At 59.2% G+C, this 24016-nt stretch carries 21 protein-coding genes; 11 read left to right on the top strand and 10 right to left on the bottom strand.

Annotation, left to right across the window (positions count from 1 at the left end):
* The first annotated feature begins 9 nt into the window (after positions 1-9).
* The 6 genes from AC24GY_RS18070 to AC24GY_RS18045 all read left to right on the top strand — a co-directional run bounded on the left by AC24GY_RS18070 (position 10) and on the right by AC24GY_RS18045 (position 4146).
* A complete protein-coding gene (locus AC24GY_RS18070) occupies positions 10-1359 on the top strand; it encodes a cytochrome c oxidase subunit 3 (protein ID WP_487685992.1) in 1350 nt (449 codons plus the stop codon).
* A 21-nt stretch (positions 1360-1380) separates the two neighbouring features.
* A complete protein-coding gene (locus AC24GY_RS18065; RefSeq protein ID WP_422315744.1) occupies positions 1381-1713 on the top strand; it encodes a cytochrome C oxidase subunit IV family protein in 333 nt (110 codons plus the stop codon).
* 17 nt (positions 1714-1730) lie between these two features.
* On the top strand, positions 1731-1937 hold the full coding sequence (locus AC24GY_RS18060; RefSeq protein WP_397383173.1) for a hypothetical protein: 207 nt from the start codon (positions 1731-1733) through the stop codon (positions 1935-1937).
* A gap of 5 nt (positions 1938-1942) precedes the next feature.
* On the top strand, positions 1943-2146 hold the full coding sequence (locus AC24GY_RS18055) for a hypothetical protein (protein WP_422315740.1): 204 nt from the start codon (positions 1943-1945) through the stop codon (positions 2144-2146).
* A gap of 16 nt (positions 2147-2162) precedes the next feature.
* Positions 2163-2975 carry a cytochrome c oxidase subunit II gene (locus AC24GY_RS18050; RefSeq protein ID WP_422315738.1) on the top strand — a complete coding sequence of 271 codons (813 nt, stop codon included), beginning with the start codon at positions 2163-2165 and terminating at the stop codon, positions 2973-2975.
* Positions 2976-3069: 94 nt separating this feature from the next.
* A complete protein-coding gene (locus AC24GY_RS18045) occupies positions 3070-4146 on the top strand; it encodes a COX15/CtaA family protein (RefSeq protein WP_487685987.1) in 1077 nt (358 codons plus the stop codon).
* Between the two features lie 119 nt (positions 4147-4265).
* On the opposite strand, the gene AC24GY_RS18040 is transcribed toward AC24GY_RS18045, so the two are convergent.
* Positions 4266-7526 carry a tetratricopeptide repeat protein gene (locus AC24GY_RS18040; RefSeq protein ID WP_487685984.1) on the bottom strand — a complete coding sequence of 1087 codons (3261 nt, stop codon included), beginning with the start codon at positions 7524-7526 and terminating at the stop codon, positions 4266-4268.
* Positions 7527-7718: 192 nt separating this feature from the next.
* Complete coding sequence (locus AC24GY_RS18035) at positions 7719-9002, bottom strand: SGNH/GDSL hydrolase family protein (RefSeq protein ID WP_487685981.1); 1284 nt, start codon at positions 9000-9002, stop codon at positions 7719-7721.
* Between the two features lie 48 nt (positions 9003-9050).
* Between AC24GY_RS18035 and AC24GY_RS18030 the strand changes: the two genes are divergently transcribed.
* The 3 genes from AC24GY_RS18030 to AC24GY_RS18020 all read left to right on the top strand — a co-directional run bounded on the left by AC24GY_RS18030 (position 9051) and on the right by AC24GY_RS18020 (position 12809).
* On the top strand, positions 9051-10070 hold the full coding sequence (locus tag AC24GY_RS18030; RefSeq protein WP_487685978.1) for a dihydrodipicolinate synthase family protein: 1020 nt from the start codon (positions 9051-9053) through the stop codon (positions 10068-10070).
* Positions 10071-10427: 357 nt separating this feature from the next.
* Positions 10428-11027 carry a hypothetical protein gene (locus AC24GY_RS18025; RefSeq protein ID WP_487685975.1) on the top strand — a complete coding sequence of 200 codons (600 nt, stop codon included), beginning with the start codon at positions 10428-10430 and terminating at the stop codon, positions 11025-11027.
* A 1185-nt stretch (positions 11028-12212) separates the two neighbouring features.
* Positions 12213-12809, top strand: a complete 597-nt coding sequence (locus AC24GY_RS18020) for a hypothetical protein (RefSeq protein ID WP_487685972.1) — start codon at positions 12213-12215, stop codon at positions 12807-12809.
* 196 nt (positions 12810-13005) lie between these two features.
* On the opposite strand, the gene AC24GY_RS18015 is transcribed toward AC24GY_RS18020, so the two are convergent.
* The 4 genes from AC24GY_RS18015 to mnmM all read right to left on the bottom strand — a co-directional run bounded on the left by AC24GY_RS18015 (position 13006) and on the right by mnmM (position 17332).
* The gene (locus AC24GY_RS18015) at positions 13006-14349 is read right to left on the bottom strand and encodes a C40 family peptidase (protein WP_487685969.1); all 1344 of its coding nucleotides are present in this window, start codon (positions 14347-14349) and stop codon (positions 13006-13008) included.
* A gap of 257 nt (positions 14350-14606) precedes the next feature.
* Entirely contained in the window at positions 14607-15512 is a 906-nt protein-coding gene (locus AC24GY_RS18010; RefSeq protein WP_487685966.1) for an EamA family transporter, read from the bottom strand.
* Positions 15509-16456, bottom strand: a complete 948-nt coding sequence (locus AC24GY_RS18005; protein WP_487685963.1) for an AEC family transporter — start codon at positions 16454-16456, stop codon at positions 15509-15511. Before AC24GY_RS18005 ends, AC24GY_RS18010 begins: the two co-directional genes overlap by 4 nt.
* A gap of 276 nt (positions 16457-16732) precedes the next feature.
* Positions 16733-17332, bottom strand: coding sequence for a tRNA 5-(aminomethyl)-2-thiouridylate-methyltransferase MnmM (mnmM, locus tag AC24GY_RS18000; protein WP_487685961.1), 600 nt, complete (start codon positions 17330-17332; stop codon positions 16733-16735).
* A 114-nt stretch (positions 17333-17446) separates the two neighbouring features.
* Between mnmM and AC24GY_RS17995 the strand changes: the two genes are divergently transcribed.
* On the top strand, positions 17447-18913 hold the full coding sequence (locus AC24GY_RS17995; protein ID WP_487685958.1) for a protein adenylyltransferase SelO: 1467 nt from the start codon (positions 17447-17449) through the stop codon (positions 18911-18913).
* Positions 18914-19064: 151 nt separating this feature from the next.
* Here the strand turns inward: AC24GY_RS17995 and AC24GY_RS17990 are convergent, their stop codons facing one another.
* The 3 genes from AC24GY_RS17990 to glmS form a co-directional block, all read right to left on the bottom strand.
* Positions 19065-20114, bottom strand: a complete 1050-nt coding sequence (locus tag AC24GY_RS17990) for an NAD(P)/FAD-dependent oxidoreductase (RefSeq protein WP_487685956.1) — start codon at positions 20112-20114, stop codon at positions 19065-19067.
* A gap of 76 nt (positions 20115-20190) precedes the next feature.
* Complete coding sequence (locus AC24GY_RS17985) at positions 20191-21003, bottom strand: hypothetical protein (protein ID WP_422323395.1); 813 nt, start codon at positions 21001-21003, stop codon at positions 20191-20193.
* 23 nt (positions 21004-21026) lie between these two features.
* Positions 21027-22880 (bottom strand): glutamine--fructose-6-phosphate transaminase (isomerizing), encoded by a 1854-nt coding sequence (glmS, locus tag AC24GY_RS17980; protein WP_487685954.1) that lies wholly within the window; start codon positions 22878-22880, stop codon positions 21027-21029.
* 218 nt (positions 22881-23098) lie between these two features.
* Between glmS and AC24GY_RS17975 the strand changes: the two genes are divergently transcribed.
* Positions 23099-23275: a helix-turn-helix transcriptional regulator gene (locus AC24GY_RS17975; RefSeq protein WP_487685952.1), complete on the top strand. Its 177-nt coding sequence runs from the start codon at positions 23099-23101 to the stop codon at positions 23273-23275.
* An 81-nt stretch (positions 23276-23356) separates the two neighbouring features.
* Here the strand turns inward: AC24GY_RS17975 and AC24GY_RS17970 are convergent, their stop codons facing one another.
* Positions 23357-23947 carry a S1 family serine peptidase gene (locus tag AC24GY_RS17970; RefSeq protein WP_487685950.1) on the bottom strand — a complete coding sequence of 197 codons (591 nt, stop codon included), beginning with the start codon at positions 23945-23947 and terminating at the stop codon, positions 23357-23359.
* Between the last annotated feature and the right edge of the window lie 69 nt (positions 23948-24016).

Raw genomic sequence — 24016 nt, 5'->3', positions numbered from 1 at the left:
ACTACTTCAATGGACATCCCTTACACAGTTCACGCCCGTCCAGACACCGGTCTTTACAATGCCAAGATCGGTATCTGGCTCTTCCTTGCCTCGGAAGTCATGCTCTTCGGCGGCTTGTTCTCCGCCTACATCTTCCTTCGTGTCGGTGCCGACTATCCATGGCCGGTGCATGATCTGGATGTGACGCTCGGTTTCATCAACACCGTCGTGCTCATCGCCTCCTCCGTGACGGTCGTCATGGCCTGGGCCATGCTCAAGCTGCGCAAGTTTGGCTGGTACCGCATCAACATGGCCATCACCGTGATTTGCGCGGGGGTCTTCATGTTCAACAAGTCCCTTGAGTACAAGGCCAAGTTTGCCCACTACGCCGTGAAACTGACGGACGGCACGATGCTCACCGGCCATCTTCCTCATGGCTATCAGGTGAAGTTTGAGGGTGCAACGGAGTTCAATCTCTCCGTTCCGCTCAAGACAAGCGCCGTGACCGCTGATCCAATCGGCCACGTCCTCCCGTTCATCGAGGGCACGGCTCCGAAGTTCAAAACCGAAGGCGGTCAGGAAATCACCTTGGATGAAGCTTCGTTCAAGGCTCTCAGCGCAGAAGCCGTCAAAAAGGCGCAAGAAGCCAAAAAGGGCACGGTTTCCATCAAGCTCATCGCCACCGCCCCGATCAAGTTCGCGGTGAAGCCCTCCGAAATTTTTGCCTACACCGACACCACCATCACCTTCCGCGACGGCACCACCGCCACTGGCAAGCTGGCCGATGACAAGATGACCATCGAAGTCGACGGCGTCGATGCACGCGGCGTCGCCCAGTCTGAGAAGTCCCTCGCTTTCGATCACCGCTACCTGGGTGAAGCCTGGCAGAAGGCCTTCGTTGAAAACCGTGACCACCACATCACCAAATTCGAGAAGGACTATCCAACCCGTGACAAGTCCCGTTCGGCCACGCTGCAGAAAGAGTCCCTCTTCTTCAAACTGAATTCCGCTGAGCCTCCTGCTGCAGGTGCCGCCCATGGCGATGCGCATGGTGCTGAAGCTCATGCTCCTGCCGGTGGTCACGGCGATGCCCACGCCCATCACCCCACGGTGGTGCTGGAAAAGAAGGACTTCACTTTCTTCTCCAACTTCACGCCGAAGCTGAACACCTACTACGCCATCTACTTCACACTCACCGGTCTGCACGGTCTGCACGTGATCGCCGGTGCGCTGGTGCTCCTCTACTTCCTTGCGTTTGACGGCAAGCGCCTGCGCCAGGATCCCGAACATCTCGCCAATCGCGTCGAAGTCGGCGGCCTCTTCTGGCACTTCGTCGATCTCGTGTGGATCTTCCTCTTCCCGCTGTTGTACCTCCTGTAATCACTCACCCTTTTCACTGCCATGGCCGACAACATCGAAGCAATCCAGAAATCGATCAAATGGTACCTCATTATCGGAGGCATCCTGATCCTCGCCAGCGGAGCCACCGTGTGGCTCTCCTATGTGGAGCTGCCCACCCACAGCTTGAACATCCTCGTCGGCATGATTCTGGCGACGATCAAGGCCACGCTCGTGGCGCTGATCTTCATGCATCTCAATCATGAGCGCAGCATGATCTACAAGATCCTCCTCTTCACCGTGGTGCTGGCGGTCGTCCTTTTCGCGCTCTTCATCTTCTCCCACGAAGACCCTCTCCAGTTCAAAGGCTTCTACGCCCCTGTCGAACAGCAGTAGTTCCCCGCACCTCAGCCATGTCGCTCAAGCACTTCCACATCGTCTTTCTCGTCTTCGCCATCTTGTGCGATGCCGCGTTCTGGCTGTGGATGCATTTCATGCCTGAAGACGCCGCTGCCGCCGGTGCCGCACCCCTCAAAAACTACGCGGGCCTGCTCTGCCTGGCCCTGCTGTTCTATGGCGTGTGGTACGTGATCAAAAAAATGCGCACCATCATCGTCTGAACCACATGATTCCCGCACTTCCATCCTCCGTTCTCGCCTGCGCCACCTGCATGGCCGACAAAGGCAGCCTTGTCGGACAGGCCCAGGGCTTCGCCATTCTTTTCATGCTGGGCATGCTCGCCTTCATGTTCATCTGCGCCGCCTGTTTCGTTTTTTCCTTTGTGCGTCGTCAGCGTGCGCATCAGGACCTCACCACCGCTTCCGCCTGAATTCCCCTTCTAGCTTATGACCCTTAAACTCGATTCTATCAATGTCTGGATGGGCCAGACCGCAAACGCCTCAGAACACGGCGGCCTTGTTGACCACATGCTGGGCTTTGTCCACTGGGTCATGGTCGTGCTCGGCGTGGGCTGGTCCATTTATCTCGCCATCGCCTTCTATCGCTTCCGCAAACAGAAGACCGCACGTGCCGACTACCATGGCTTCCGTGGTCATGCGACCACGCACATCGAAATCGGCGTGGTCATCGTTGAAGCCATTCTCCTGCTCGGCTTCGCCTTCCCGCTCTGGTCCCGTCAGGCCGACGAATATCCCACCTCCCCCGACACCATCCGCATGCGCGCACTGGGCGAGAAGTTCCTCTGGAACTTCCAATACCCAGGCACCGACATGATGCTCAGCACTTGGGATCTCCGCAACGTGGACGGCGGCACCAACACCATGGGCAAGGACCTGCACGACCCCAACGGCAAGGACGACTTCGTCAATCCTGGTACCATGAAGCTCCCTGTGGGCCGCCCGGTCATCGTGGACGTGGCCAGCAAGGACGTGATTCACAATCTCGCGCTCGTGCCGATGCGTGCTGCGCAGGATGCGACGCCTGGCGTGAAGAGCCACATGTGGTTCAAGCCGGTCAAGGAAGGCAGCTGGGACATCATCTGCGGTCAGCTTTGCGGCCCAGGCCACGCCCAGATGAAGGCCATTCTCGAGGTGGTTCCCGCCGCCGAATATGACGCCTGGGCCAAAGAGCAGTCCGATGCCGCGAGCAAGAAAACCAAAGACGCCGAAGCCGCTGCGCCGAAGCCTGCCGCTCACTAATTTCCATCCTTCTGGATGGTTGAACCGAAGGGCAAAATAATGACCTCATTATTTTGCCCTTCTGCTTTTGCCGCACGTTTCTGATCTGACCGACATGCCCTCCCGTGCTTTTCATCGCTATGCTCTGTTCACGCTCGCCGTCGGCGTGGTGTTGATCTGGTGGGGCGCTGCGGTGACCACGGAAGACGTCGGACTCGCGGTGCCGGACTGGCCGCTGTGCTACGGCAAGCTCAATCCTGAAGGCTGGTACAAAGTGCCTGCTCTGCTGCTTGAGCATGGGCACCGCTGGCTTGCCACCACCATCGGTTTTCTGGTGCTTGGCCTCTACTTCTGGCAGTTTGCCAAGTTCAAGCCCGGCTTGATGGAGGGTGTCGGCATCATCCTTTGTTCCATGGGCTTCTTGGTGCTGATCTACATGGGATCCGTTGGGACCGCTGCGTTCATCGGGACTCTCGGCTTTTCCTGGCTCGTTCTGAAATGGTACAGCCAGCGCTGGCCCTTGCTGCGCGGCCTGACCACCCTCGCGTTGTTGCTGGTCGTGCTGCAGGCTTCACTCGGTGGTTTGCGGGTCTTGAAAATGTCGGATCCGCTGGGCGTCACGCATGGCACGCTCGGTCAGTTGTTCTACTGCCTGCTGGTGTTCATCGCCTTCGCATCCTCCCGCACTTGGACGGAAGGCCGCCTCGTTCTCACACTCAAAGAAGCCGCCAGGGCACGCATCTGGTCGCTGGCATTGTTTCTCTGTGTGTTCGGCCAGCTGGTTCTCGGCGCCAGCCTGCGCCACACCCAGCGCACACATCTGGCCGCGAGCGACATTCTCACCACCAAGGGCCAGTGGCTGCCGCCGCTTCAGCCACCGGATGTGTTTCTTCTCTTTGCCCACAAATACTGGGGCTTCACCGTCGCCTTGCTGATCATCTTCGTCGCGGTGCATGCGCGGCGCTGGCTGGCCACGCTGCCGCAGATGCGCCCTGTCGCCACGCTGCTGCTGTTCATGCCCACGGTGCAGGTGGCGCTGGGCATCTTCGTGATCCTGACCGGCAAAAGCTTCTGGGTCACCAACTTCCATGTCCTCAATGGCCTGGGCCTCCTAGCTCTCAGCAGTCTGCTTGTCGCCACCTTCTGGGGTGACCGGCTATGCCGTCGTGCAGACGAAGTGGACGATGCTTGAGCTTTGTCTGCGATAACGCAGAGGTGGTCCTCCATCATAAACAGCGCTGCAACACGGCGCGCAGACTTCACATCTTCTGGATGTCTGCCGTCAACCACGGTCAGCAACTGTAAACGTCCCTACTTCGTGCTCATGCTGAGTTTCGGGGTGCCCGAGACAACCCGCGGCTGATCAAACTCGGCGAGCTTCTGCCGCCACTGCGCTGCTTGCGCAGCATTGCCGGTGGCATCGTTGAATTGAGCGAGGCGTTCGATGGCGTTGCGCAGCCGAAAGCGATCCTGAATCGCAAGCATGCCCGCGTGTGCGTTCAGCCCCTCGTAGCCAGATTGCAGCAGCGGTCCTGCCTCGGTGTATTTTTTCTGATGCAGCAGCGCTCCCCCCAGCAGGCTCTCGACATTGAAGCGCAGCCAGTGCTCAGGCTGTTGTTTGAAGCACTGCTCCAGGCAGTCACGCAGCAGCGGCTCCGCCTTGGCCGATTGTCCGGTTTGCAGCCACAAGCTCCCAAGGTCTGCGGAGGCGGCGGCCACTGCGGCAGTGTCTGCGGGCGTGCGCTTGCGCTGCAGTTCCAGCACCTGCTGATACAGGGCCTCGGCCTCTTCAAGCCGGCCTGCATGCCGCTGCGTTGCTGCCAGGCCGGACAGCGTGGCGATTGTGTCCGCATGTTCAACGCCAAGGACGCGCTGCTGAATCTGCAGCAGATCTTGGTAGATCTTTTCCGCCTGCGCATGGTCACCATGCCGGTCATGCATGGCCGCCATCGCATGCATCTGCGCCAGCACATCAGGGTCGCCCGGCCCGTAGGCCGTCTTCATGATTTCCAGCGTCTCAAGCTGAAGCGTGGTGGCTTGCGCATGTTTGCCATCCGCATCGAGCGAGGCGGCCAGCTGTTGCATCGAGTGCAGAGTTTGTACATGCGTGGCGCCCAGCACACGCCGTTTCACCACCAGAGATTCCTGCCGGAGTTTCGTGGCTTCGGCAAAGCGCCCGTGGCTGTCATACACTTGGGCGACGGTGTCCATCTGCGCGAGGATTTCAGGATGCTCCGGAGGAAAAGCCGTTTTCAAAGTCTCCAGCACATGCTGCTGGGAAGCTTCGGCTTCGGCTTGCCTGCCCTGCGCCTCATACTCGTTCGCCAGGTTCTTCATCGAAAAAAGTGTCTGCGGGTCCTTTGGGCCAAGCATGCGGCGTTTGGCGTCCAGGCATTCGTGGTGCAGCCTCAGCGCTTCCACATGCCGCCCGCGGCGTCCCAGCATCAGCGCCACCTCGTCTGCCTGCACCAAGGTGTCAGGGTGCTCCGCACCAAGTGACTTTTTCAAGATCTCCAGCGCGCCGAAGTACAGCTTCTCCGCGTCCGATGGCATGCCGCCCTTTTCACAGGCCTGGGCTGCAATGTTCATCGTGATGAGGGTGCGCGGATCACTGGCTCCCAATGCACGTTTCATCCCATCCACCTGCTCGCCACGTCGTTTCATGGCTTCGGCATGTTTGCCTTGCAGGGTGCATGAATTCGCCAGATTGCCGAGCGTCGCCAAGGTATCGAGGTGGTCCGCCCCGAGAACACGCTTCTGCACTTGATAGAGATTGAGAAACAAAGTCTCGGCCTCCAGATGCTTCTCTTGGTCATCACAGACCGCCGCCAGCACCGAGATCGTCACAAAAGTGTCCGGGTGGTCCGGACCCAGAGTTTTTTGCTGGGAGCTCAAGGTCCTGCGCAGCAGTGTCTCCGCATCCACATACCGGCCTTCGGCCTCCATGGCGGTCGCCAGTTGCCGCATGGAGCGCAGCGTGTCCCGATGCGTGCCCCCGAGCGCCAGCTTCCGCTTCTCAAGGGCTCCCTGAAACTGCCTCTGCGCATCCAGCGGTTGTGACAGCGCCAGATAGGTCAGCCCGATCGTCTCCTGCGCCCGCGCTCCGGACTCAGGGTTGTCAGCCAGCGCGTCCAGGTGTTCGACCGCCGCGTCCAGCATGCCTTTCACCAGCGTGGTGTCTTTTCCCTTCACGGTTTCCGGCGTTAGAAAGGCAAACATCTCCTGCAGAAAGCGGGAGGTCATGGAATAGGACTCAGCCTTTTGTTTCACGGTCACGCGTGCTTCTTCCTGCTTCTCCTTCACCAGCAGCCAGCCCATCACCGCCATGCCGCCGGCCACCAGCAGCACCAGTATCGCAGCGAGAGCAAACAATCCCCGGTGCTCACTGATAAAATTGCCCAGCGCAGTACCCTGGACTGCCGGCTTTTCCTCCTGAGCCGCCGCTTCTTTGAGGTAGCGTAGAAAATCATTCTCCATTGCATCCACGCTCGGGTACCGGCTTTCAGGCCGCTTTTCCAAGGCCCGCATCACCACCCAGTCGAAATGCTCCTCCATGAGTTCAGGATAGGTGGCGGTCTCCAGCTTGCGGTTCAAAGCAAGACCCGTGAGCTGTGCCTTGGGCAGCGTGCGTAGCAGGGCGGACGGCTTTTCCACCAGCGTCTCACACACCACCTTCTTCACCCCATTCAGGTGCTCAGCCGCGTCTCTGGGAGTGGGAATCGGCAGTCTTCCCGTGATCATTTCATACAGCAGCATGCCCAGCGCATAGATGTCCGTGCGTGCATCGATCGCCTTGGCGGCCACGTGCTCGGGAGACAGGTACGAGGCAGGTGCCCGCAGCTGCCCCGTGGGTGTGACGAGTGCGTGGTTCATCGCCTTCGCGATGCCAAAGTCCGTCACCTTCAGCAATGGCTGCCCTTGATCGCCCCATCGGACGAGCAGGTTGGCAGGCTTGATGTCCCCATGCACCACGCCTTTCTGGTGGGCGTGATGGATGGCATCGCAGACCTGGATGAACAAGCGAATGCGCGTCAGCAGCGACAGCTTTTGATCGTCGCAAAACTGGGTGATGGGCGTCCCATGCAGCAGCTCCGTGACGAGGTAGGGCCTGCCGCCGGGGGTCATGCCACAGGCGTGCGGCCTGGCGATGTCGGGGTGATCCAGCAGCGCCAGCGCATGCTTCTGGGCTTCATAGCGGATCAAAAAGTCGTTCGCGGCTGCGGCGATGATCTTGATGGTCACGAACTCCGCCACGCGTGCGTTTCGCTCCGCCATCCACATGGTGCTGCTCGTGCTGTCTTCAATGATTTGCAGCAGCCGGTAAGGGCCGATCATGTCCCCCGGCTTCTCTTCCAAGGCCCCGTGGCTGGGGGATTTAGGCACGCGGATCCCTCGCGTGCGGCGCTGCTGTCCACCATTGCCCGGGTGATTGCGCAGCCTGTCCCAGACCTCATTCCACAACGCCGTATCGTTCCCACATGCTCCTGTGAGAAAGACATGGCGCTCAATGTGGTTTGCACGTTCGAGCGCCTCGTTGAAGAGCTGCTCGACGCGGGCAGGGTCGTGGCTCATAGGAAACAGTGCATATTATTATTTCCATAAAGATATGACTTGCTTCGGTTCGCGGTATTGAATCAGGGTTCAAACGACTCTTAACAGCGGTTCACCCAACTCCTCATCCATGAGGAATATTCATTCATGGAGAAGGAAAGGATGTGAGGAGCATTTTACGCGCAAGGACGAGCGATGGCCCGCCAGAGCTCGCTACGGCACCAGCTCACCCACCATCAGGATGGCCCCAGGGTAAAAGGCGGTGGCATCAAAGCGTTCCGGCTTGTCGATCTTGTTGCCGTTCTTCGCGAGGATGGCCGCCTTGTCTGGCTGCTTCGCATCGATCTCGATCTTCACCGTGTGCACTTTGTCTTCCAGATCGGTGCCGATCACCAGCGCGCTGAGGCGGTGGTAGGTGCAGTAGGCGTCAAAGCGCGGCACGATCTTCGTAGGCTGATCATCCAGCGTGACGATCACCTGCCCGCAATCCGGCCCGATGATGTCATAGATGGAGCAGCGCGTACCCTTGAACTTGAAGGTGATCGTCTCGCCCGGCTGCGAGCCTTTGTGCAGCGTGGTCATGCGGTTGGCCCAGCGTTTTCCGAAATCATCGGTCTTGGGATCCAGCAGCGTGAAGCCTTTGGAAAGTGTCGCAACGGTGATCGGCAACAGCTTGGCCTGCTCGTAATTCGTGGCGATGAACGGTGCGCCCAGCACATGCGCGCCCGGCGTTTTTGAAGCCGCCTTGATCGGCTCCTGCGAACGCACAATGGCCGCCAAATACAGCTCATGTCCGGTTTCCACATGCGGATGCACGCTGTCCGGCGCGAAGACGAATTTCCCTTCCAGCGCCTTCTTCTCCTCGTCCGTCTTCGGCAGCTTCGCCTTCCACACCAGCTTGCCTTCCTTCGCCAGCTTCGCCACTTCCATGCCCATGTGAATCGTCGGGATGCCGTAGTGATCAGCGATCTTTTCCATCGCACTCGCGGAGCGCTGAAACTTCCCTTCCAGCATCGCAGGCACCAGCGCTTCGGTCACCGTGTACACAAAGCAGATGTCGCACTCCGGCAGCGCCTTCCACGTCTGCCGCACGATGCCCTCCATGCAGCGAAAGATCTGCTCCGGAGAAGCACCGCCGTCATTCACCGCAAACTCCACGAACATCAGGTCAGGCTTGTGATCCAGCACATCCTGCTTCAAACGAAACACACCCAGGTCCGAGCCTGTGCCACCAATGGCCGCATTGATCTCGCTGAACTTCGCCTTCGGATACGTCTGCTGGAAATACGCCAGCGTCTTCGGCCTCCAGCCCGGCTGCGCCGTAATCGATCCACCCAGATACCCGATCTTGATCTCTGCACCCGCCGTGTTCGCCTTCGCAAAGAAGTTCGGCAGACCGTTGCGCGGATGGCACTCCTGCGCAGGCACGAGCGGGAACTCATCCGCAGCATGAAGAGTGGCAGTGGCAAAAAGCAGAAACAGGAAGTGGCGCAGCATATGGACTCGGTTGAAAGGTTGAGCCGTAAGCATGCGAAGCAAAATTTCATGAACAACTTCGACTTTCGCTCCCCACTCCACCACGGCATCGCCATCCCCGCCCATCCGCTCGCGCTCACCGTGCAGCGCAGGCTCGATGAACGGCGGCAGCGCGCTCTCTCGCGCTACTACATCGCCGCCGGCGTCGGCGGCCTCGCCGTCGGCGTGCACACCACCCAGTTTGCCATTCGCGATCCGCAGATCGGCCTGTTCAAGCCCGTGCTCGAACTCGCGAAGGAAGAAATGGACCGCTCGGGAAAACCTCTCGTGCGCATCGGCGGCATCTGTGGTGCTACGCCACAGGCCGTCGGTGAAGCCGAGCTGCTGCGCGAGCTCGGCTACCACGCCGGACTCCTCAGCCTCGGCGCGCTGCCTGCGGCCACCGAGGATGAACGCATCGCACACTGCCGCGCCGTGGCCGAGGTGCTGCCCATCGTCGGCTTCTATCTGCAACCCAGCGTCGGTGGCCGCGTGCTGCCCTACTCCTTCTGGCGTCGCTTTGCGGAGATCGAAAACATCGTCGCCATCAAGATGGCCCCGTTCAACCGCTATCAAACCCTCGACGTCGTCCGCGCCGTCATGGAGGCCGGGCGCGATGACATCGCCCTCTACACCGGCAACGACGACAACATCGTCGCCGACTTTCTCACCCCCTATCGCATCGCCGGAAAAGAGCGCCGCATCGTCGGCGGCCTCCTCGGCCACTGGTCCGTCTGGACCCAGCGCGCCGTGCAGCTTCTGGAGCAATGCCGCAATACCGAAGCCACCTCCGACCTGCTCCGCCTCGGCATCGAAGTCACCGACAGCAACGCCGCATTCTTCGATTCCGCCAACGCCTACCACGGCTGCATCGCCGGCCTCCACGAAGTCCTCCGCCGCCAGGGCCTCCTCGAAGGCCTCTGGTGCCTCGACGAACACGAATCCCTCAGCCCCGGCCAGCTTGAAGAAATCGACCGCGTGTACGCCGCCTATCCTCATTTGAATGACGATGCGTTTGTCGCGGCCCATCGTGACGAGTGGCTGCGGTGAGTTCCGCTCCGTGCACTGCCTTCGTTCGGCACGAAGAATGTTGTTCTCGGTGCGTGGCGGCATCTGTTGTTGCCGGATAGCCGTGCGCAAATGTTCCTCCAGGCATGGCACCTGCCTAGTGGCAAGCGGCGTTGGAAGACGCGCTATCCGATAAATTTGTGCAAATTAATTTCTTGCGTATGAATCGACAATTTTGGTAGTCTTGCACAAGATAACAATATATGACTTAGGAAAAATATTGGCAATTGAAACAGATGCAGGCAGGCGACGACTGTATGGCATCTGTCGTGTCATCGACGCTTCCCGCACGCAGTCGACTTATTCGAAAGATTCAACCGGCTAACAAACTCTACCGCGATGAAGAACCAGAACGCAGAGTCTATTATTTCACGGATTAGAGTCTTCGCTGACCTTGCCGGATTACCTGTAGATCAGGTTTGTTCCCTGAAGCTCCGACCTGTAATGGAGGGAAGCTTCCCAGACCAGTTTGATCGAGTTGAGTGTAGTGCATATATGTATGGTTCAGAGTATGAGGTGATCCGGCACCTCTGTCAGCCAACTGAACTTCTACCTGCATTAGCAGAGAACATTGCCAGACACACCACTCATCCGAGTCCGTGGTCAAGTGAATCCAGCAAGTTCGTTTGGGGCTTTGGGTCTCAGCATGGACGTTCAGGAGCCGTTGGTGTGCAACACGAGACGGGATGGGAGGTTATTGGGCACGTTGCTGATATTCTTGGCATAGCGGCATTTCTTTGGCAAGTCTGGGAGGCGACTCGCAAGCAAGTAGTCGAGAACACGGAGAACCTATCTAGTGACCGCCACTGGAAGCAGGTCACCAACATCCGAATTGAGCAGAGATTTACGCTAGACGGTCAGCTCTTGGAGGAGCGCATCGAAGTTGCACAGGCGGTGACCGTGCCGATCGTGCCTCGAAAACTTGATCTCGACAAATGAACCGTTCCAAACAGGAGCCGAACAAAACTGATGCAGGCAACGGCTCGAATGGCACCTGTCGTGTCATCGGCGCTTCCCGCTCGCCGTCGCCTGATTCGGGACGTTCGCCCAACCACAACACATATCCTCTAAATGGCCAAGCCTGATCAAGCATACCAAGAATACTATCGGAGACAGCATAGGGTATTAGCAGCCTATCTAGCTATACATTGCTGGCATAATGGCTACGATGCCGTGATTGTTGATCGTGTCACACTGGCCCACATTCACGAGTTAACGAACTTCACCGAGGTTCATTTGGGTTGGCTAAAGCAGGACATTCAAGCATATTTTCCCTTCTCCTTGAAGCTCTACTACACGGAGCCGAACAAAAAGTTCGCCGCCGTTGCTCTCTCCAGAGTAAAGTTTCCGACTGCATTCGGGACGACTACGATGCGTGATGAGCAGAGGGCAAAGTATTGGCGTTCCAAGAAGTTTAGAGTGTGTGCTTTGTCAGAGTTGACCACATGCCAGACGACGTTCACTGAGAAGGATGCCACTACATTTCTTTGTCAGGCATCGGTTGGCCTGACAGTTCCTAAACCACGTCCAGTTGTCGTAAATAGACAGAGGACACGGCCTCTGGCACCGATACCCCGCGAATGAACCACTGGGAATCGACCAAAGGAGAACGAAGCGGATACAGGCAACCGCTCGAACGACATCTGTCGTGTCATCGACGCTTCCCGCCCGCCGCCGCCTGATCCGAGATGTTATGCCTCATTCATGCCCCACGCCCATGCCCCATGAAACTAGAAGAACTTTTGGACCTTGAGCGGTTCACCGCGAGCATCGCGCATCCTCGCTCGGATTTATTTCGCATATGGTCTTCAACAGCCACTGAGATTTGTCACGACAGATACCAAGACTTTGTCCGGCTCCGCGATATTTACTTGGAGATTCCCGCAGATGAGTTGAGACCACAGCAAGTTATCTCATTCATAGAGGGATTATTGGCTGCAATGACCTCCGACAATCAGAGGCGAACGCTTATACGGACAGAAGCATTTTCAATTCAGAGCCTTTGAACGACCATGATGCCAACCATGCGCTGCAGCGAACTCGGCGGAAACATCGCCGTTGCACCTGTGCGTCCGTGCGCAGGCTCGCTGAGGATGGGTCGTTAGTTCACTTCTACTTTACGCAATGAATCCACTCATTCAGGATATTGGCAATAAGCTGATAATCTCTCTCGCTACCCTTGCTGTAGTTCGTATCTTCTTGCTCATTGTGAAGAGCATCCAGAATCGAGTCATCGAGTCACAATCCTTTTTTACATTAACTGGTTATTGGATCGCGTCCTATAAAGACCTCAGAACTCCAGAGTCAGGGGCAAACCATCGTGAAATTATTCGGCTCAAGCAAAGAGGGGAGGAGTTGTTTTTCCAGTATGAGCATCACAACAGCAACGACACGTTCGTCACCAGAGGTGATGGCCGAGGATTTGTTCGCTCAAATGAGATTTATCTTTATTATAAGCGCCAAAATCTTAGGCGAGGATCGGGGGGAGTTCTTATTATGACCATTGAATTAACGCCGATTCGAATGCCCTACCTCGAAGGTATTTTTATTGAGCGAGATCGCACCAATCCCGACGAGCGAATCATATCAGTCCCATATACTGTGAAGCACATCGAGATGCCCTTCGCAAAACGCATTCGGATGCTGTGCCGAAAACAAGCGTTCAGAAACTATGCACAAGTCATCCAGCTCGAAACTGTGACCTCATCAACCGTGGCCTAATCACTTCACTTCAGCCAACGCCGGATCGCGTAAAAAGACGGCGGTTGCTCAGCTTTGTATATTAGGCGTTTCCTCGGGAATGGGTCCAGTAAGCAAAAATTGACGAAATGCCGACGAGAAGTAATCCGAAAACTCGCAGGCAGAAGCCTCCTAGAGGATTTTAAAAACCCGTGCTCGCAAACGTCCGCCCGCCGCATCACTGCTGAAAAAACCGCCGTACCGAACTCACCGCGCGATCCATCTTCTGCTCAAACACGCTCTTCGGCGGTGCGGCAGGAGTGCGCCTACGAGTGGTAGAAGCAACATTGGTCGAACGCTTCTTGGTTGCCGTTGTTTTGGGTTTGGCGGTGGTGGCTTTGGAGGGAGCGTCGCTCTTGGCATCGGCTACGACCGTTTTCTTGGTCGCCGAGTTTGATGGCGTTTCGGTGGTGATGACCACGGCTTTGCGCACTTCCTCCTTAACTGCGGACGATTCTTTGGCGTCGGGCTTCGTGAGTGCGGGCACCTCTTTTTCTTTGGCCACAGATGCCACCAGTTTCGGGGCGGGCGTTTCCTTGGCCGCAGAGGCTGCCTTGGTTGCCGGGGGTTCTTTGACTACCACAGGCTCCTTCGGTGCAGGCGTTTCTTTCACCGCAGCCGTTTTCTTCGGTGTCGCTGCTTCTTTGGACACCGCAGTCTCTTTCGGCGTGGACGCTGGCGCAGGAACAGGCGGCGTCACCGCCGCAATCACCGGCTTCTCAGGCTCAGCAGGCAGCAGCCCCGGCGTCGGCCCGTAGCCATAGAAGTGCTTGGTGCTTTCGGGCTTGGGCAGGCTGAAGTCGAAGACGCTGACGCCGCTGCGGCGCTCGCCCATGTAGCTGCGGCCGTCGCTGGAACCGAAGACGACGCGTTTGCCGCTTTTCTTGAGCTTGCCGAGGTAGATCATGACGTGGGTCACAGGCAGCTTGCGCGTGGTTTCAAGGGAGTTGGTCCAGAAGAGCAGGTCGCCGGGTTTGAGGTTGGCGAATTCTTCGCTGTCAAAGCTGGCGGCGGTGGGGGTGAGTGAGAGGTGGCTTTTCTTGTCCACCCAGTTGCACATTTCGTCGGACTGGCGCGGCACGTCCTTCAGGCCCTGAAAGTGCAGCACGTGATAAATGGTGCCGGAGCAGTCCATGCCACCCTTGCTGGGTTCATGAGAACCGTAAAGGTAGCCGAGATCCAGATGCGTGAGCGCCAGGCAGCTCTGCACGAGGCTTTGAATCTGCTTGGGATAATGTTCGAAACCACTGATGTCCTCGATGCTGAGGGTGGAAACTGCCGCCGGCGTGGGGACAACGGTGGGGGGATCTTCGTTGACGGGTTCGGGCGGAGGCGTCTTTTTCGCCGGGGTGCTTTCGGCTTTGGCCGGCGTGGAATCAGACTTGGCGGGCGCTCTCTTTTTGGAGCTGGTTGCCGACTGGGAAGACTTTTTCCCCTGGGTGGAAGTCGTGGCTGCAAGCAGCGGAGAGCCCGTGCCTGCTGCCAGAAGCATGACCAGCAGGAATCGCAGTAAAGTGTGCATGAGTTTCGGGGGCTGGGAGTTGATGTCGCTTGGTTAGACGCCCCGGTGGGCCAAACTGATCAAATCCATTTTCTGAGGCGGAAGCGGGAAAGCAGGAATGAATCGTTTCTCGATGCCCCGCTTTCCTTATTAATTAATCCGGCAAGCTGAATGTGCCGGTGCTGACAGCTGTAAGTTTAGCACGGATGCAGAGAAATGGGCGCGAATAAGCACAAATCAGCGCTCAGCCACGGACTCCCCATTCCCCAGAAACGGAGCTACTTGGTCTGCATGCGCGAGATCACCGCGCAGAGCACTCCCGCCATGAGCAGCAGCGCGGCGACGATGCGGATGCCGTAGGCTTTGCCGGACTCATGGCGTTCGCGGTTGCCCAGCAGCGGCCCGAGCAGCGCGACGACGGCAAGGCTCCACATGCCGCGCGTGGCGTACACCACGTTCACGCCGACGGCGTCATTGAAGTAAGCGAGCGAAAGACCCAAGGTCATCGATTGCGCGGCGATCAAGGTGCTGCCACCGATGGACCACTGTGTGGCGCGATTCCACGGGATCGGCGGGCGATTGGGCAGCAGCGTCATCGAGAGGAGTGAGAGCACGCCGGTGGTGCCAGACAGGAGAGCCAGAAAGGTCTTCGGGCCGAATGAGGGCGCCCATTTTTGCAGGAACACATCGGCAAAGGCGTAGAGTGCGGCGCTGATGAGCGCCATGACCACCGGACCGGCCAGCCGCGCGCCTTTCGGCGTTTTGAAATCGGTCGCACTCATGAGGAAGATGCCGCCCGTGGTGATGATGGCAGCCACCCACATCAGCGGCTTCATGCTGTCGGTGATGAACAGGCTGGCACCCAGCGCGACAAACACCACCTTCGATCCCAGCACCGGTGTGACGAGCGACACATCCCCGCGCTGCATGGCGATGAAAGTGAACCAGCCCCCAATGAAAAACAGCGTGCCCAGTCCGATCGGCAGGTACCATTCCGTCCAGTGCACGGGCTGCGTTTCAAAGAAAGCGAGCGGCAGAAAGGCCAGCGTGCTGGTCCAGTTGTTGATGTGAAAGCACGCCATCGGGTGTGCTCCCTCTGTGAGCGCTTTTTTCAGCAGCAAGGACGCGATCGCGTAGCCGACGGCGGAGCCAAGCGGGAAGAGCAAATACCAGGGAAGATTCATGAGCCGACCAGTTTCAGCCCCCAGGCGATGACAAGAGGCGTGGTAACGCAGCTCACGATGGTGGTGGCCATCACGACCTGCACGGCGGTGGATGCATGCCCCCCGTAGAGGCGTGCGATCATGATGTTAAACACGGCGGAGGGCATCGCGCCCTGCACGACGATGACGCGCTTCAATTCCAGGCTGATCGGCAGATGGTAGGCCGCCAGCAGAAAGGCGACGGGGATGATGCCCAGACGCAAAATGGGACTGACGACTGCCACCTTCCACTGCATGGCCCCCTGTCCCCAGAGATCCGCGATGGAGGCGCCGATGAGCAGCACGGCCAGCGGCACCGCGCAGGCGCCCAGCATGGCAAAGGTGTTGTGCGCCACCTGCGGCACATGGGCATGCAGGCCGGTGAAATTCAGCAGCAGCGAGATCAAAATGGTGAGCACCGGCGCATTCAGCGCCAGCCGCCACGGGGCCTTGTCCAAGCCCGTCAGCAGCCCGACGCCCGCAGTCCAGCACGCCAGCTCCACGCCGAGCGTGAAGGTGAAAAGCACCCCCAGCGTGCCTTTGTCTGGAAACAAGGCTGTGACGATGGGTATGGCCACGAAGCCGTAATTTTGCAGCCCGCAGGCCACGCTGAACGTGCGGCGGCCTTCGCCTTTCTTCAGGCCGATCAGCGGTGCCACGAAATACGTGAGCGCGATGCCAAACACGATGAGCCCATAGCCCAGCCCGGCGGCAATCAGCACCGGCGGCAGCCGCATCACCGCAGGATTTCCCACCACGCGCTCAATGATCAGCGCCGGCGTGAGCATCATCACAGAGAGCTTCATCAGGCTCACATCCGCCTCCGGCTTCAGCAGCCCCGTCTTGCGGGCCAGCGCCCCGGCGCCCATCGTGAGATAGACTGGCACGGCCACGGAGAGAATGCTGAGGTAGTCGAGGTTGGCCATGCGCGCGGCCTCCAGCTAGGCGGAGATGCGGGTTTCCGCAAGTACCTCAGGGAAGGGAGTGCCCTTGGCACACAAGAGTATCTGTATTTTTCTTCTGTCAGAAGTACGACAGACACTCCTGCCTGTCGACCAGCGCTCCCGCAAGCACCCGCTGCATGCAAGTCATCCTGTGCTGCCGCTTCAGCGAACGGGCGCCTTGCCGGTCGATGTAGAATTGATTGTCTGCCAGCGTGTTTGCGGCCCGCTGATCAACGGAGACCACCGTCCCTCACTTCATCACCCCCGCTTCCACACCACCCACAGCTCCGGCGGTGAAGCCGCACGGTTGATCGGCCGCAAATGCTGCACCTCATAGCGCCGGGATTCCAGCGCTGCCGCCCACACCGCGATGCTCCGCCCCTCCTCAGCTCCGCCTTCGTGCCCAGGATACACCGCGATGGTGAGCAGCCCCCCCGGTCTCAGCAGCTCCAACGCCGCCTGCACCGCGATCATCGTCGTCTCCGTGTGGGTGATGAGCGTCTTGTCCGTCCCCGGCAAATAGCCGAGATTAAACATGATCGCGCTGATCTTCCCATGGTGCTCAGCTGGCACCTTCTCGCGCATCGTTTCATGCCCGGAGTGAATCAGCGTCGTCATCTCCGCCGGCACACGCTTCGCTGTCTCCACCAGGGCCGTCGCCTGCACATCAAAGGCAAACACATGCCCGCCAGGGCTCACGCACTGGGTTAAAAACAAGGTGTCATGCCCGTTCCCCATCGTTGCATCCACCGCGATGTCGCCCGGCCGCAGCCGGTCCTTCAGCATCAGCTGCGCCCACAGCACAGACGAGGGCAGGCCGCCATTCGGGCTGGCGAGGTGGGGTTTGGGAGGAAGCATGCGCGGAGAATAGAGACTTCACCGGCGGAATAAAGCGCTGGATGGTACGATCCCTGAGATGGTCTGCGCAGTAGACTTGCCGCTCCGGATGGCGCATGAAGGCGTATCCTCTCCATGTCTGCGTCTGCCCCCACCAATCCCAACTCATCCGGCTGGAATTTCGACAACTCTTACGCCCGACTGCCCACGATGCTCCACGAGCATCTGGACCCCACGCCGGTAAGGGAGCCCCGCATGATCGTCTTCAATCACGCGCTGGCACAATCCCTGGGGTTGAATGCCCCAGCTTTGGCAGAACAGGCAACGATCTTCGCAGGCAACGAAATTCCCGAGGGCTCGGAGCCACTTGCCCAAGCCTACGCAGGCCACCAGTACGGCCATTTCACCGGCCTCGGCGATGGCCGCGCCATCCTGTTGGGAGAACAAATCACGCCCACGGGAGAGCGCTACGATGTGCAGCTCAAAGGCTCCGGCCCCACGCCCTTCTCACGGCGCGGAGACGGCCGTGCGGCTCTGGGGCCCATGCTGCGCGAATACATCATCAGCGGGGCCATGCACGCGCTCGGCATTCCCACCACCCGCAGCCTTGCAGTCGTCACCACCGGCGAGAAAGTCTTTCGCCAGGAGTCGCTGCCGGGCGCCGTGCTCACCCGCATCGCCGCCAGCCACATCCGCGTGGGCACCTTCGAATGGGCCGCGGCGCACAGAGATCAAGCCGCCCTCCAAGCCCTCGCCGATCACACCCTGCAGCGCCATTATCCCGAACTCGCCGCCTCCGCCTCTCCCTACCTCGCGCTGCTCGAAGGTGTGATGGAACGCCAGGCCCGCCTCATCGCCCAATGGCAGTGCGTCGGCTTCATTCACGGCGTCATGAACACTGACAACGTGGCGCTCAGCGGCGAGACCATCGACTATGGCCCCTGTGCCTTCATGGATGCCTTTGATCCGGCCACCGTGTTCAGCTCCATTGACCGCAATGGCCGCTACGCCTACGGCAACCAGCCGCAGATCGCCCAGTGGAACCTCGCCCGTCTGGCGGAGGCCCTGCTGCCCCTGCTTCATGCCGATGAAAAGCAGGCCGTGGAGCTGGCCAATGCGGCCATCGAAAGTTTCAAGACGACCTTTGAAGGCCACTGGCTCACCGGCATGCGGTCCAAGCTGGGGCTCTTTACCGAAGAAGCCGAAGACAAGGCGTTGATCGAAGCGCTGCTGATGTGGATGAAAGACCAAAAGGCCGATTTCACCAACACCTTCCGCGCGTTAAACCCCGCAGAAACCCCTCCACAGCAGAATCCCGCCTTCGCCTCCTGGCACGCGCAATGGCAGGCCCGTTTGAAACTTCAGCCGCAGTCTGCAAACGAAGTGCAGCAGCACATGCGCACGCACAATCCCGCCGTGATCCCCCGCAATCACAAGGTGGAAGAAGCGCTCGCCGCCGCCGTGGAGCGCAGCGATTTGAGCGTCATGCAGCGCCTGCTGGAGGTGCTGGCGAAGCCGTACGAGGACCGTGAGATCCAGTCTGAATTCACCACGCCCTCCGGTCTGGCACCCGGTGCCTATCAAACGTTTTGCGGCACGTGAGGACCGTGGGTTGGGTGTGGCGACAGCCCGCCCGACCCTGAGCGCGTGGAAACCATCCATAACTCGATGCCTCCAAAGCCGGGCCGTTTGGCGAAGCCATCTTCAGGACATGGACAAGCAAAACACCCCCCCACGAAAAAGGCCTTCACGCTCAAATCTGATTCCGCTGCAGATCCAGCTCCGGATCCAGCGCACCACCATCCAGCAAATGCTCGACAAGGTGCCGGGCCAGCCAGGGACTCCTCAAAGAGCCTTTGGAGCCGAGGCCATTGAGAAAAGCGACACGCGGATGCGCGGGGTGTGTGCCCATGAGCGCCTGCTGGTTCTTGATGATAGGCCGCACCGCCGTCTGCATGGCAGTAATCGAGGCAGGTACCTTGAGCAGGCTGCTCAAATTGGCTTCCAGTTGCTTCACCTGCTCCGGCGCAGGCGTGTGCGGATCATCAAACTTCCATTCGTAGGTCGATCCGGCACGCAGGCTGCCGTCCGGGCGCGGTAGCAGCCAGCAGCCGCGGTTGAGAATGCGCTGCTCGCCGCGCATATCGGCCTGAACCGTCAGAATAGTGCCGCGTGCAGACTGAAACGGCACCCAGTTGAAAAGAGGGTGCTTTGCCGCGCTCCAGCCCTGCGCCCAGATCACGTGGGAGAAGCGCTGGCCCTGCCACTCCACGCCGGTGTCGTCGTCACGCACCTCACTGGGCTGCACGTCCGCCTGCATCCAGGCTCCGAGTTCTGCGAAGAACCTGCGGCTGGCTTCGAGGTAGGTGGGGGTATCCAACCAGGCAGCATGGCGCTGCTGGAAACCATTCGCAGGATCGTGAATGACCTCCGCATCCAGCTTCGGCGCCTGCGGGTGCAGGAAGGGCTGCATGTCGGGATCCCGCCGGCGCTTGTGCCATTTGGCGATTTCTGCCTCGTTTTTGAGCAGCCGTACGTAGCCGCGCGGGAAGAAGCAGCGCTGCCCCAGACGCTGGCCGCAGCGGCGGTAGAAGCCCAAGGCCTCACGGTAAAACATTGTATAACGCCAGCTGACCGTCAATCGCATGCCCGTGATCGGCGTGATCAAACCCGCCGCCACCTTCGAACAGGTGAGTGCTTCGTCGCGATCCACGATGACAAACGGCACCCCACGCTCCCACAAACACCACGCCAGCGCCGTGCCGGCGAGTCCCTGGCCGATGATGAGGATGCGGGGTGGCATGACGAAAGGAGTGCGGGGCCTTTAGCCCGAAATCATGGCCGAGTCATTCACAGGCACGCAAAAAACAAACGGCAGCTCAAGGCTGCTTTTCCAGCATCACCTGCATGATCTCCTTGAGCTTCTCATGGGTCTTGGTGACCTGCTCCGCCGTGGGGGCGGCGGGAATGGCGCTGCGCCAGAGGGCGCTGATTTCTTCAATGGCGGCGCCGATGTGCTTGATCATGGGCTCTTCATGCTTGGGCATGCCCAGCCGGTTGTAGTCATCGCGGATTTCCTGAAGGATCACGGGTGAGCCGATGCACAAAGGCCGCACTTCCACGGTGTCATTTTCCACCACCACGCTGGAGACGATCTCCAACAGTCGCAGCCAGAGCCCCAGATCGATCAGGACCGCCAGGTCGTCGTCCTTCTGCTCCCGCAGCATGCGGATCAGCACCTGGTGGCTGTCCACGATCTCGCTGCGGAGCTCCTTCCACTCATTGCTTTCCGCCATTTTGCCCTGGGCCATGAGGCGGGGCAGGAGTTTTTCACCCAGACCCAGCATGCGGCAGTAGCTGAGCACTTCCTGGTTGTTGTTGCGGAACTGCTGGGAATCCCCCGCCTGCCAGATGAGGAAGCTGTCTGCCATCAGACCGCCGAGAAGCAGCGCGGCACGCCCGCGATCCGTGGGCGGCGTGGGCGGTGGCGGACGAAACAGCAGTCGCCACCGCGCCTTCGTGCGCTGGCCGATCAGATCCAGGAAATCCGCCGGTGTCTGATCTCTCAGAATGATGGAGGGTGCGGCGTCGTCCAGAGCGGGTTCATCAGCCCCAGCAGGCATTCCACCCAGGCACAGCCCCAGCGCTACGAGGCAAATCGTACGGCGGGAGCGTGACGGGGGAGCGGACATGATGGGGGGCGAACGACATTACTTTACTCCACTGTAACACTTTTGGCGAGATTTCTTGGTTTATCGACATCACACCCGCGTGCGACGGCCGTGTAATAGGACAAAAGCTGCAGCGGAACCACATTCAAAATCGGCGTCAGGTAGGACGGGCAGTCCGGCACGTAGATCACATCATCGGTGATGCGCTCCAGCTCCGTGCGGCCTTCAGTGGTCACGGCGATTACGGGGCCTTTGCGGGCGCGCACTTCCTCGATGTTGCTCACGTTCTTGTCGAAGACGGCATCCCCCGGGGCTATGAACACGGAAGGCATGTCCGGCTTCACCAGGGCGATGACGCCGTGCTTCAGCTCCGCGCTCGGGTGACCGCTGGCGTAGATGTAGCTGATTTCCTTCATCTTCAGCGCGCCTTCCAGCGCCACCGGGTAGTTCATCTGGCGGCCCATGAAGAGCATGCCCTCGGCATTGCAATGCTTCTCGGCGATGGCCTTGATCTTGTCCGCCTGCTTCAGGATCTGCGCGATCTTGTCCGGCATCGCTTCGAGCTGGTCGATCATTTCCAGGCCGTCCACGCTGGAAAGGTGGTGGATGCGGCCGAGGAGGAGGCTCAGCAGGGTCAGAATGGTGACTTGGGAGGTGAAGGTCTTCGTGGCCGCCACACCGATTTCCGGTCCGGCGTGGATGTACACACCCCCGTCGCTCTCACGGGCGATGGTGCTGCCCACGGTGTTCACGATGCCCAGGCAGCGGATGCCCTTGCGCTGGCCTTCCCGCATGGCCGCGAGCGTGTCGATCGTTTCGCCGCTCTGGCTCATGACAAACTGCAGCGTGTTCTTGTTCGTGGGCACATTGCGGTAGCGGAATTCACTGGCGATCTCCACCTCCGTCGGCACACGGGCGAGGGATTCGATCAAATACTCACCCACCATGGCGGCATGGTAAGCCGTGCCGCAGCCGGCAAGGATGATGCGGTCGATCTGCACCAGCTCCTTCGGGCTCATGTTCAGGCCGCCCATGATGGCGGTGCACTCGTCGCGGGAAAGGCGGCCCCGCATCGCATTGCGCAGGGAATTGGGCTGCTCGTAGATCTCCTTGAGCATGAAGTGCGGGAACTCACCCTTCTCGGCGTCATCCGCGCTGAACTCCACGCGGCTCACCTTCACCTCGGCGGGCACGCCCTGGTGGGACTGCACGTCATAGCTGTCTTTGGTGATGGTGACGATGTCGTAGTCGTTCAGGTAAACCACGTCCCGCGTGTGGGCCACCACGGCGGACACGTCGCTGGCCAGGAAATGCTCGTGCTTGCCGAGTCCGACGATCAGCGGGCTGCCCAGGCGGGCGCCGACGATGACGCCGGGGAGATCCCCATGCATGACGGCGATGCCGTAGGTGCCCTTCACCCGGGCCAGTGCGGCTTTGAGGGCGTTCACCAGGCGCAGTGTGCCGTCCGGCTCCTTCGATTCATCAAAATAGGTGCCCACCAGATGGGAGAGCACCTCCGTATCCGTTTGAGAATGAAAGGTGTGGCCTTTGGCGATCAGCTGATCGCGCAGCGTCTGGTAGTTCTCGATCACGCCATTGTGCACCAGCACCAGCTTGCCGGACTGGTCCGGGTGCGGGTGGGCGTTCACGTCCGTCGCGGGTCCGTGAGTGGCCCAGCGGGTGTGGGAGATGCCCATGGTGCCCAGCGGATTTGCTTCCGTGACAGCTTGGCGCAGGTTGTCGATCCGACCGGCGCGTTTCACGATCCGGAGGTTCTCGCCGCCGCCATTGAGGGCCATGCCGGCCGAGTCATAGCCGCGATATTCCAGACGACGCAGCCCATCCAAGAGGATGGAGCTGGCCTGACGATTGCCGATGTATCCAACGATTCCGCACATGAGAGAGTAAAAAAAGGGGTAAAAGACCCTGCCTAAAATGGCAGGGCAATACGATACCCCCTCGCAGAACCCACGCCAGCAGTTCGTGGTGAACCACATTTTTCTTTAGTAAAACAAAGTCCGGCCTGAGTTCAGGCCGGAAAGGAGTGTGGCACGGGTGCAGAGCCATCAAAAACCGGTCAATGAACGCGGACAGCGGTCGCGGTGTCAGCATTTACATGACAAACAAACCCACCCCACCCAAGAAAGAGAAAGACAGCCTGACCCCGAAAGAGAAGGAGATTCAGACCCTCTTCGCCCGGGGGAAATCGCCTGAAACCATCGCCATCCGCATGGGCATGAAGATCTCCAAGGTGCTGATGGTGCTGGCGCTGGTGCCCAAGCCGCTGATTTGACGGGGAGTTTCTCATGGAGCTGACCCGCCGCTGTTGCTGCTAATCGCGTCCGCCATGGCTCCCTCTCTGTCTCCCACGGTCTTATTCTGCCTTCTTTTCTGGCATCAAGAGCTCGAACCCAACAGTGGTAGCTGCCTCGGCATCATTCGCGGATAGCAGAACGCCAATGACAGTCCCGGTTACCGCGCTAAGAACCGGCGATCCGCTATTGCCACCGGCTGGATAGGGCTTGGACATCCTCACGGAGTAGTTCCGCTTATCAGGATCAATCGCGACAATTGTACCTTCAAAGCTCTCATCAAAATTGTAGCAGTAGACCTTGTCATTGATTGCGGGTGTCACCTTGGGGTCGAAGGTTAAGGGGCCTAGCTTGTCGAGTTCAGCGGAAACGTAGGTGAGCACCTGCATGTCCTTTCCAGAGTAAACCCGTCCTGTGATCTTGATGGGGGTGTCAAAATCCATGGATCCCATGACAACCGGAGCCTTTCCTTCAAATTGGTGAAGTGAGCAGGCAAGGTAGCGCTTCTCGCCGATCATAAAATGGAAGCCCGAACCTGAGAGATCCTGCCCCAAAAGTGTGGTGTATTTCGGGGCCGCATGATTTTTCCCCGCGTCTTGGGCGATCAAAATCGAAGTTCCCAAAAGTAGAAAGAGTGTGAGGAGTGTTTTCATATTTCTCGGCCGAGCAGTGAAGAGGGTGAACAGATCGTGAAGTTTGCAGGCAGCTTTACTGCCATGTGT

This window comes from Prosthecobacter sp. Pr1 (assembly GCF_057652315.1).
The sequence above is the reverse complement of the archived record's forward strand: the minus strand, read 5'-3'. Positions and strand labels throughout refer to the sequence as shown.

Excerpts from the sequence above, each read along its gene's own strand:
- AC24GY_RS18070 (WP_487685992.1), top strand. The coding sequence starts at position 10 with ATGGACATCCCTTACACAGTTCACGCCCGTCCAGACACCGGTCTTTAC.
- AC24GY_RS18065 (WP_422315744.1), top strand. The coding sequence starts at position 1,381 with ATGGCCGACAACATCGAAGCAATCCAGAAATCGATCAAATGGTACCTC.
- AC24GY_RS18060 (WP_397383173.1), top strand. The coding sequence starts at position 1,731 with ATGTCGCTCAAGCACTTCCACATCGTCTTTCTCGTCTTCGCCATCTTG.
- AC24GY_RS18055 (WP_422315740.1), top strand. The coding sequence starts at position 1,943 with ATGATTCCCGCACTTCCATCCTCCGTTCTCGCCTGCGCCACCTGCATG.
- AC24GY_RS18050 (WP_422315738.1), top strand. The coding sequence starts at position 2,163 with ATGACCCTTAAACTCGATTCTATCAATGTCTGGATGGGCCAGACCGCA.
- AC24GY_RS18045 (WP_487685987.1), top strand. The coding sequence starts at position 3,070 with ATGCCCTCCCGTGCTTTTCATCGCTATGCTCTGTTCACGCTCGCCGTC.
- AC24GY_RS18040 (WP_487685984.1), bottom strand. The coding sequence starts at position 7,526 with ATGAGCCACGACCCTGCCCGCGTCGAGCAGCTCTTCAACGAGGCGCTC.
- AC24GY_RS18035 (WP_487685981.1), bottom strand. The coding sequence starts at position 9,002 with ATGCTGCGCCACTTCCTGTTTCTGCTTTTTGCCACTGCCACTCTTCAT.
- AC24GY_RS18030 (WP_487685978.1), top strand. The coding sequence starts at position 9,051 with ATGAACAACTTCGACTTTCGCTCCCCACTCCACCACGGCATCGCCATC.
- AC24GY_RS18025 (WP_487685975.1), top strand. The coding sequence starts at position 10,428 with ATGAAGAACCAGAACGCAGAGTCTATTATTTCACGGATTAGAGTCTTC.
- AC24GY_RS18020 (WP_487685972.1), top strand. The coding sequence starts at position 12,213 with ATGAATCCACTCATTCAGGATATTGGCAATAAGCTGATAATCTCTCTC.
- AC24GY_RS18015 (WP_487685969.1), bottom strand. The coding sequence starts at position 14,349 with ATGCACACTTTACTGCGATTCCTGCTGGTCATGCTTCTGGCAGCAGGC.
- AC24GY_RS18010 (WP_487685966.1), bottom strand. The coding sequence starts at position 15,512 with ATGAATCTTCCCTGGTATTTGCTCTTCCCGCTTGGCTCCGCCGTCGGC.
- AC24GY_RS18005 (WP_487685963.1), bottom strand. The coding sequence starts at position 16,456 with ATGGCCAACCTCGACTACCTCAGCATTCTCTCCGTGGCCGTGCCAGTC.
- mnmM (WP_487685961.1), bottom strand. The coding sequence starts at position 17,332 with ATGCTTCCTCCCAAACCCCACCTCGCCAGCCCGAATGGCGGCCTGCCC.
- AC24GY_RS17995 (WP_487685958.1), top strand. The coding sequence starts at position 17,447 with ATGTCTGCGTCTGCCCCCACCAATCCCAACTCATCCGGCTGGAATTTC.
- AC24GY_RS17990 (WP_487685956.1), bottom strand. The coding sequence starts at position 20,114 with ATGCCACCCCGCATCCTCATCATCGGCCAGGGACTCGCCGGCACGGCG.
- AC24GY_RS17985 (WP_422323395.1), bottom strand. The coding sequence starts at position 21,003 with ATGTCCGCTCCCCCGTCACGCTCCCGCCGTACGATTTGCCTCGTAGCG.
- glmS (WP_487685954.1), bottom strand. The coding sequence starts at position 22,880 with ATGTGCGGAATCGTTGGATACATCGGCAATCGTCAGGCCAGCTCCATC.
- AC24GY_RS17975 (WP_487685952.1), top strand. The coding sequence starts at position 23,099 with ATGACAAACAAACCCACCCCACCCAAGAAAGAGAAAGACAGCCTGACC.
- AC24GY_RS17970 (WP_487685950.1), bottom strand. The coding sequence starts at position 23,947 with ATGAAAACACTCCTCACACTCTTTCTACTTTTGGGAACTTCGATTTTG.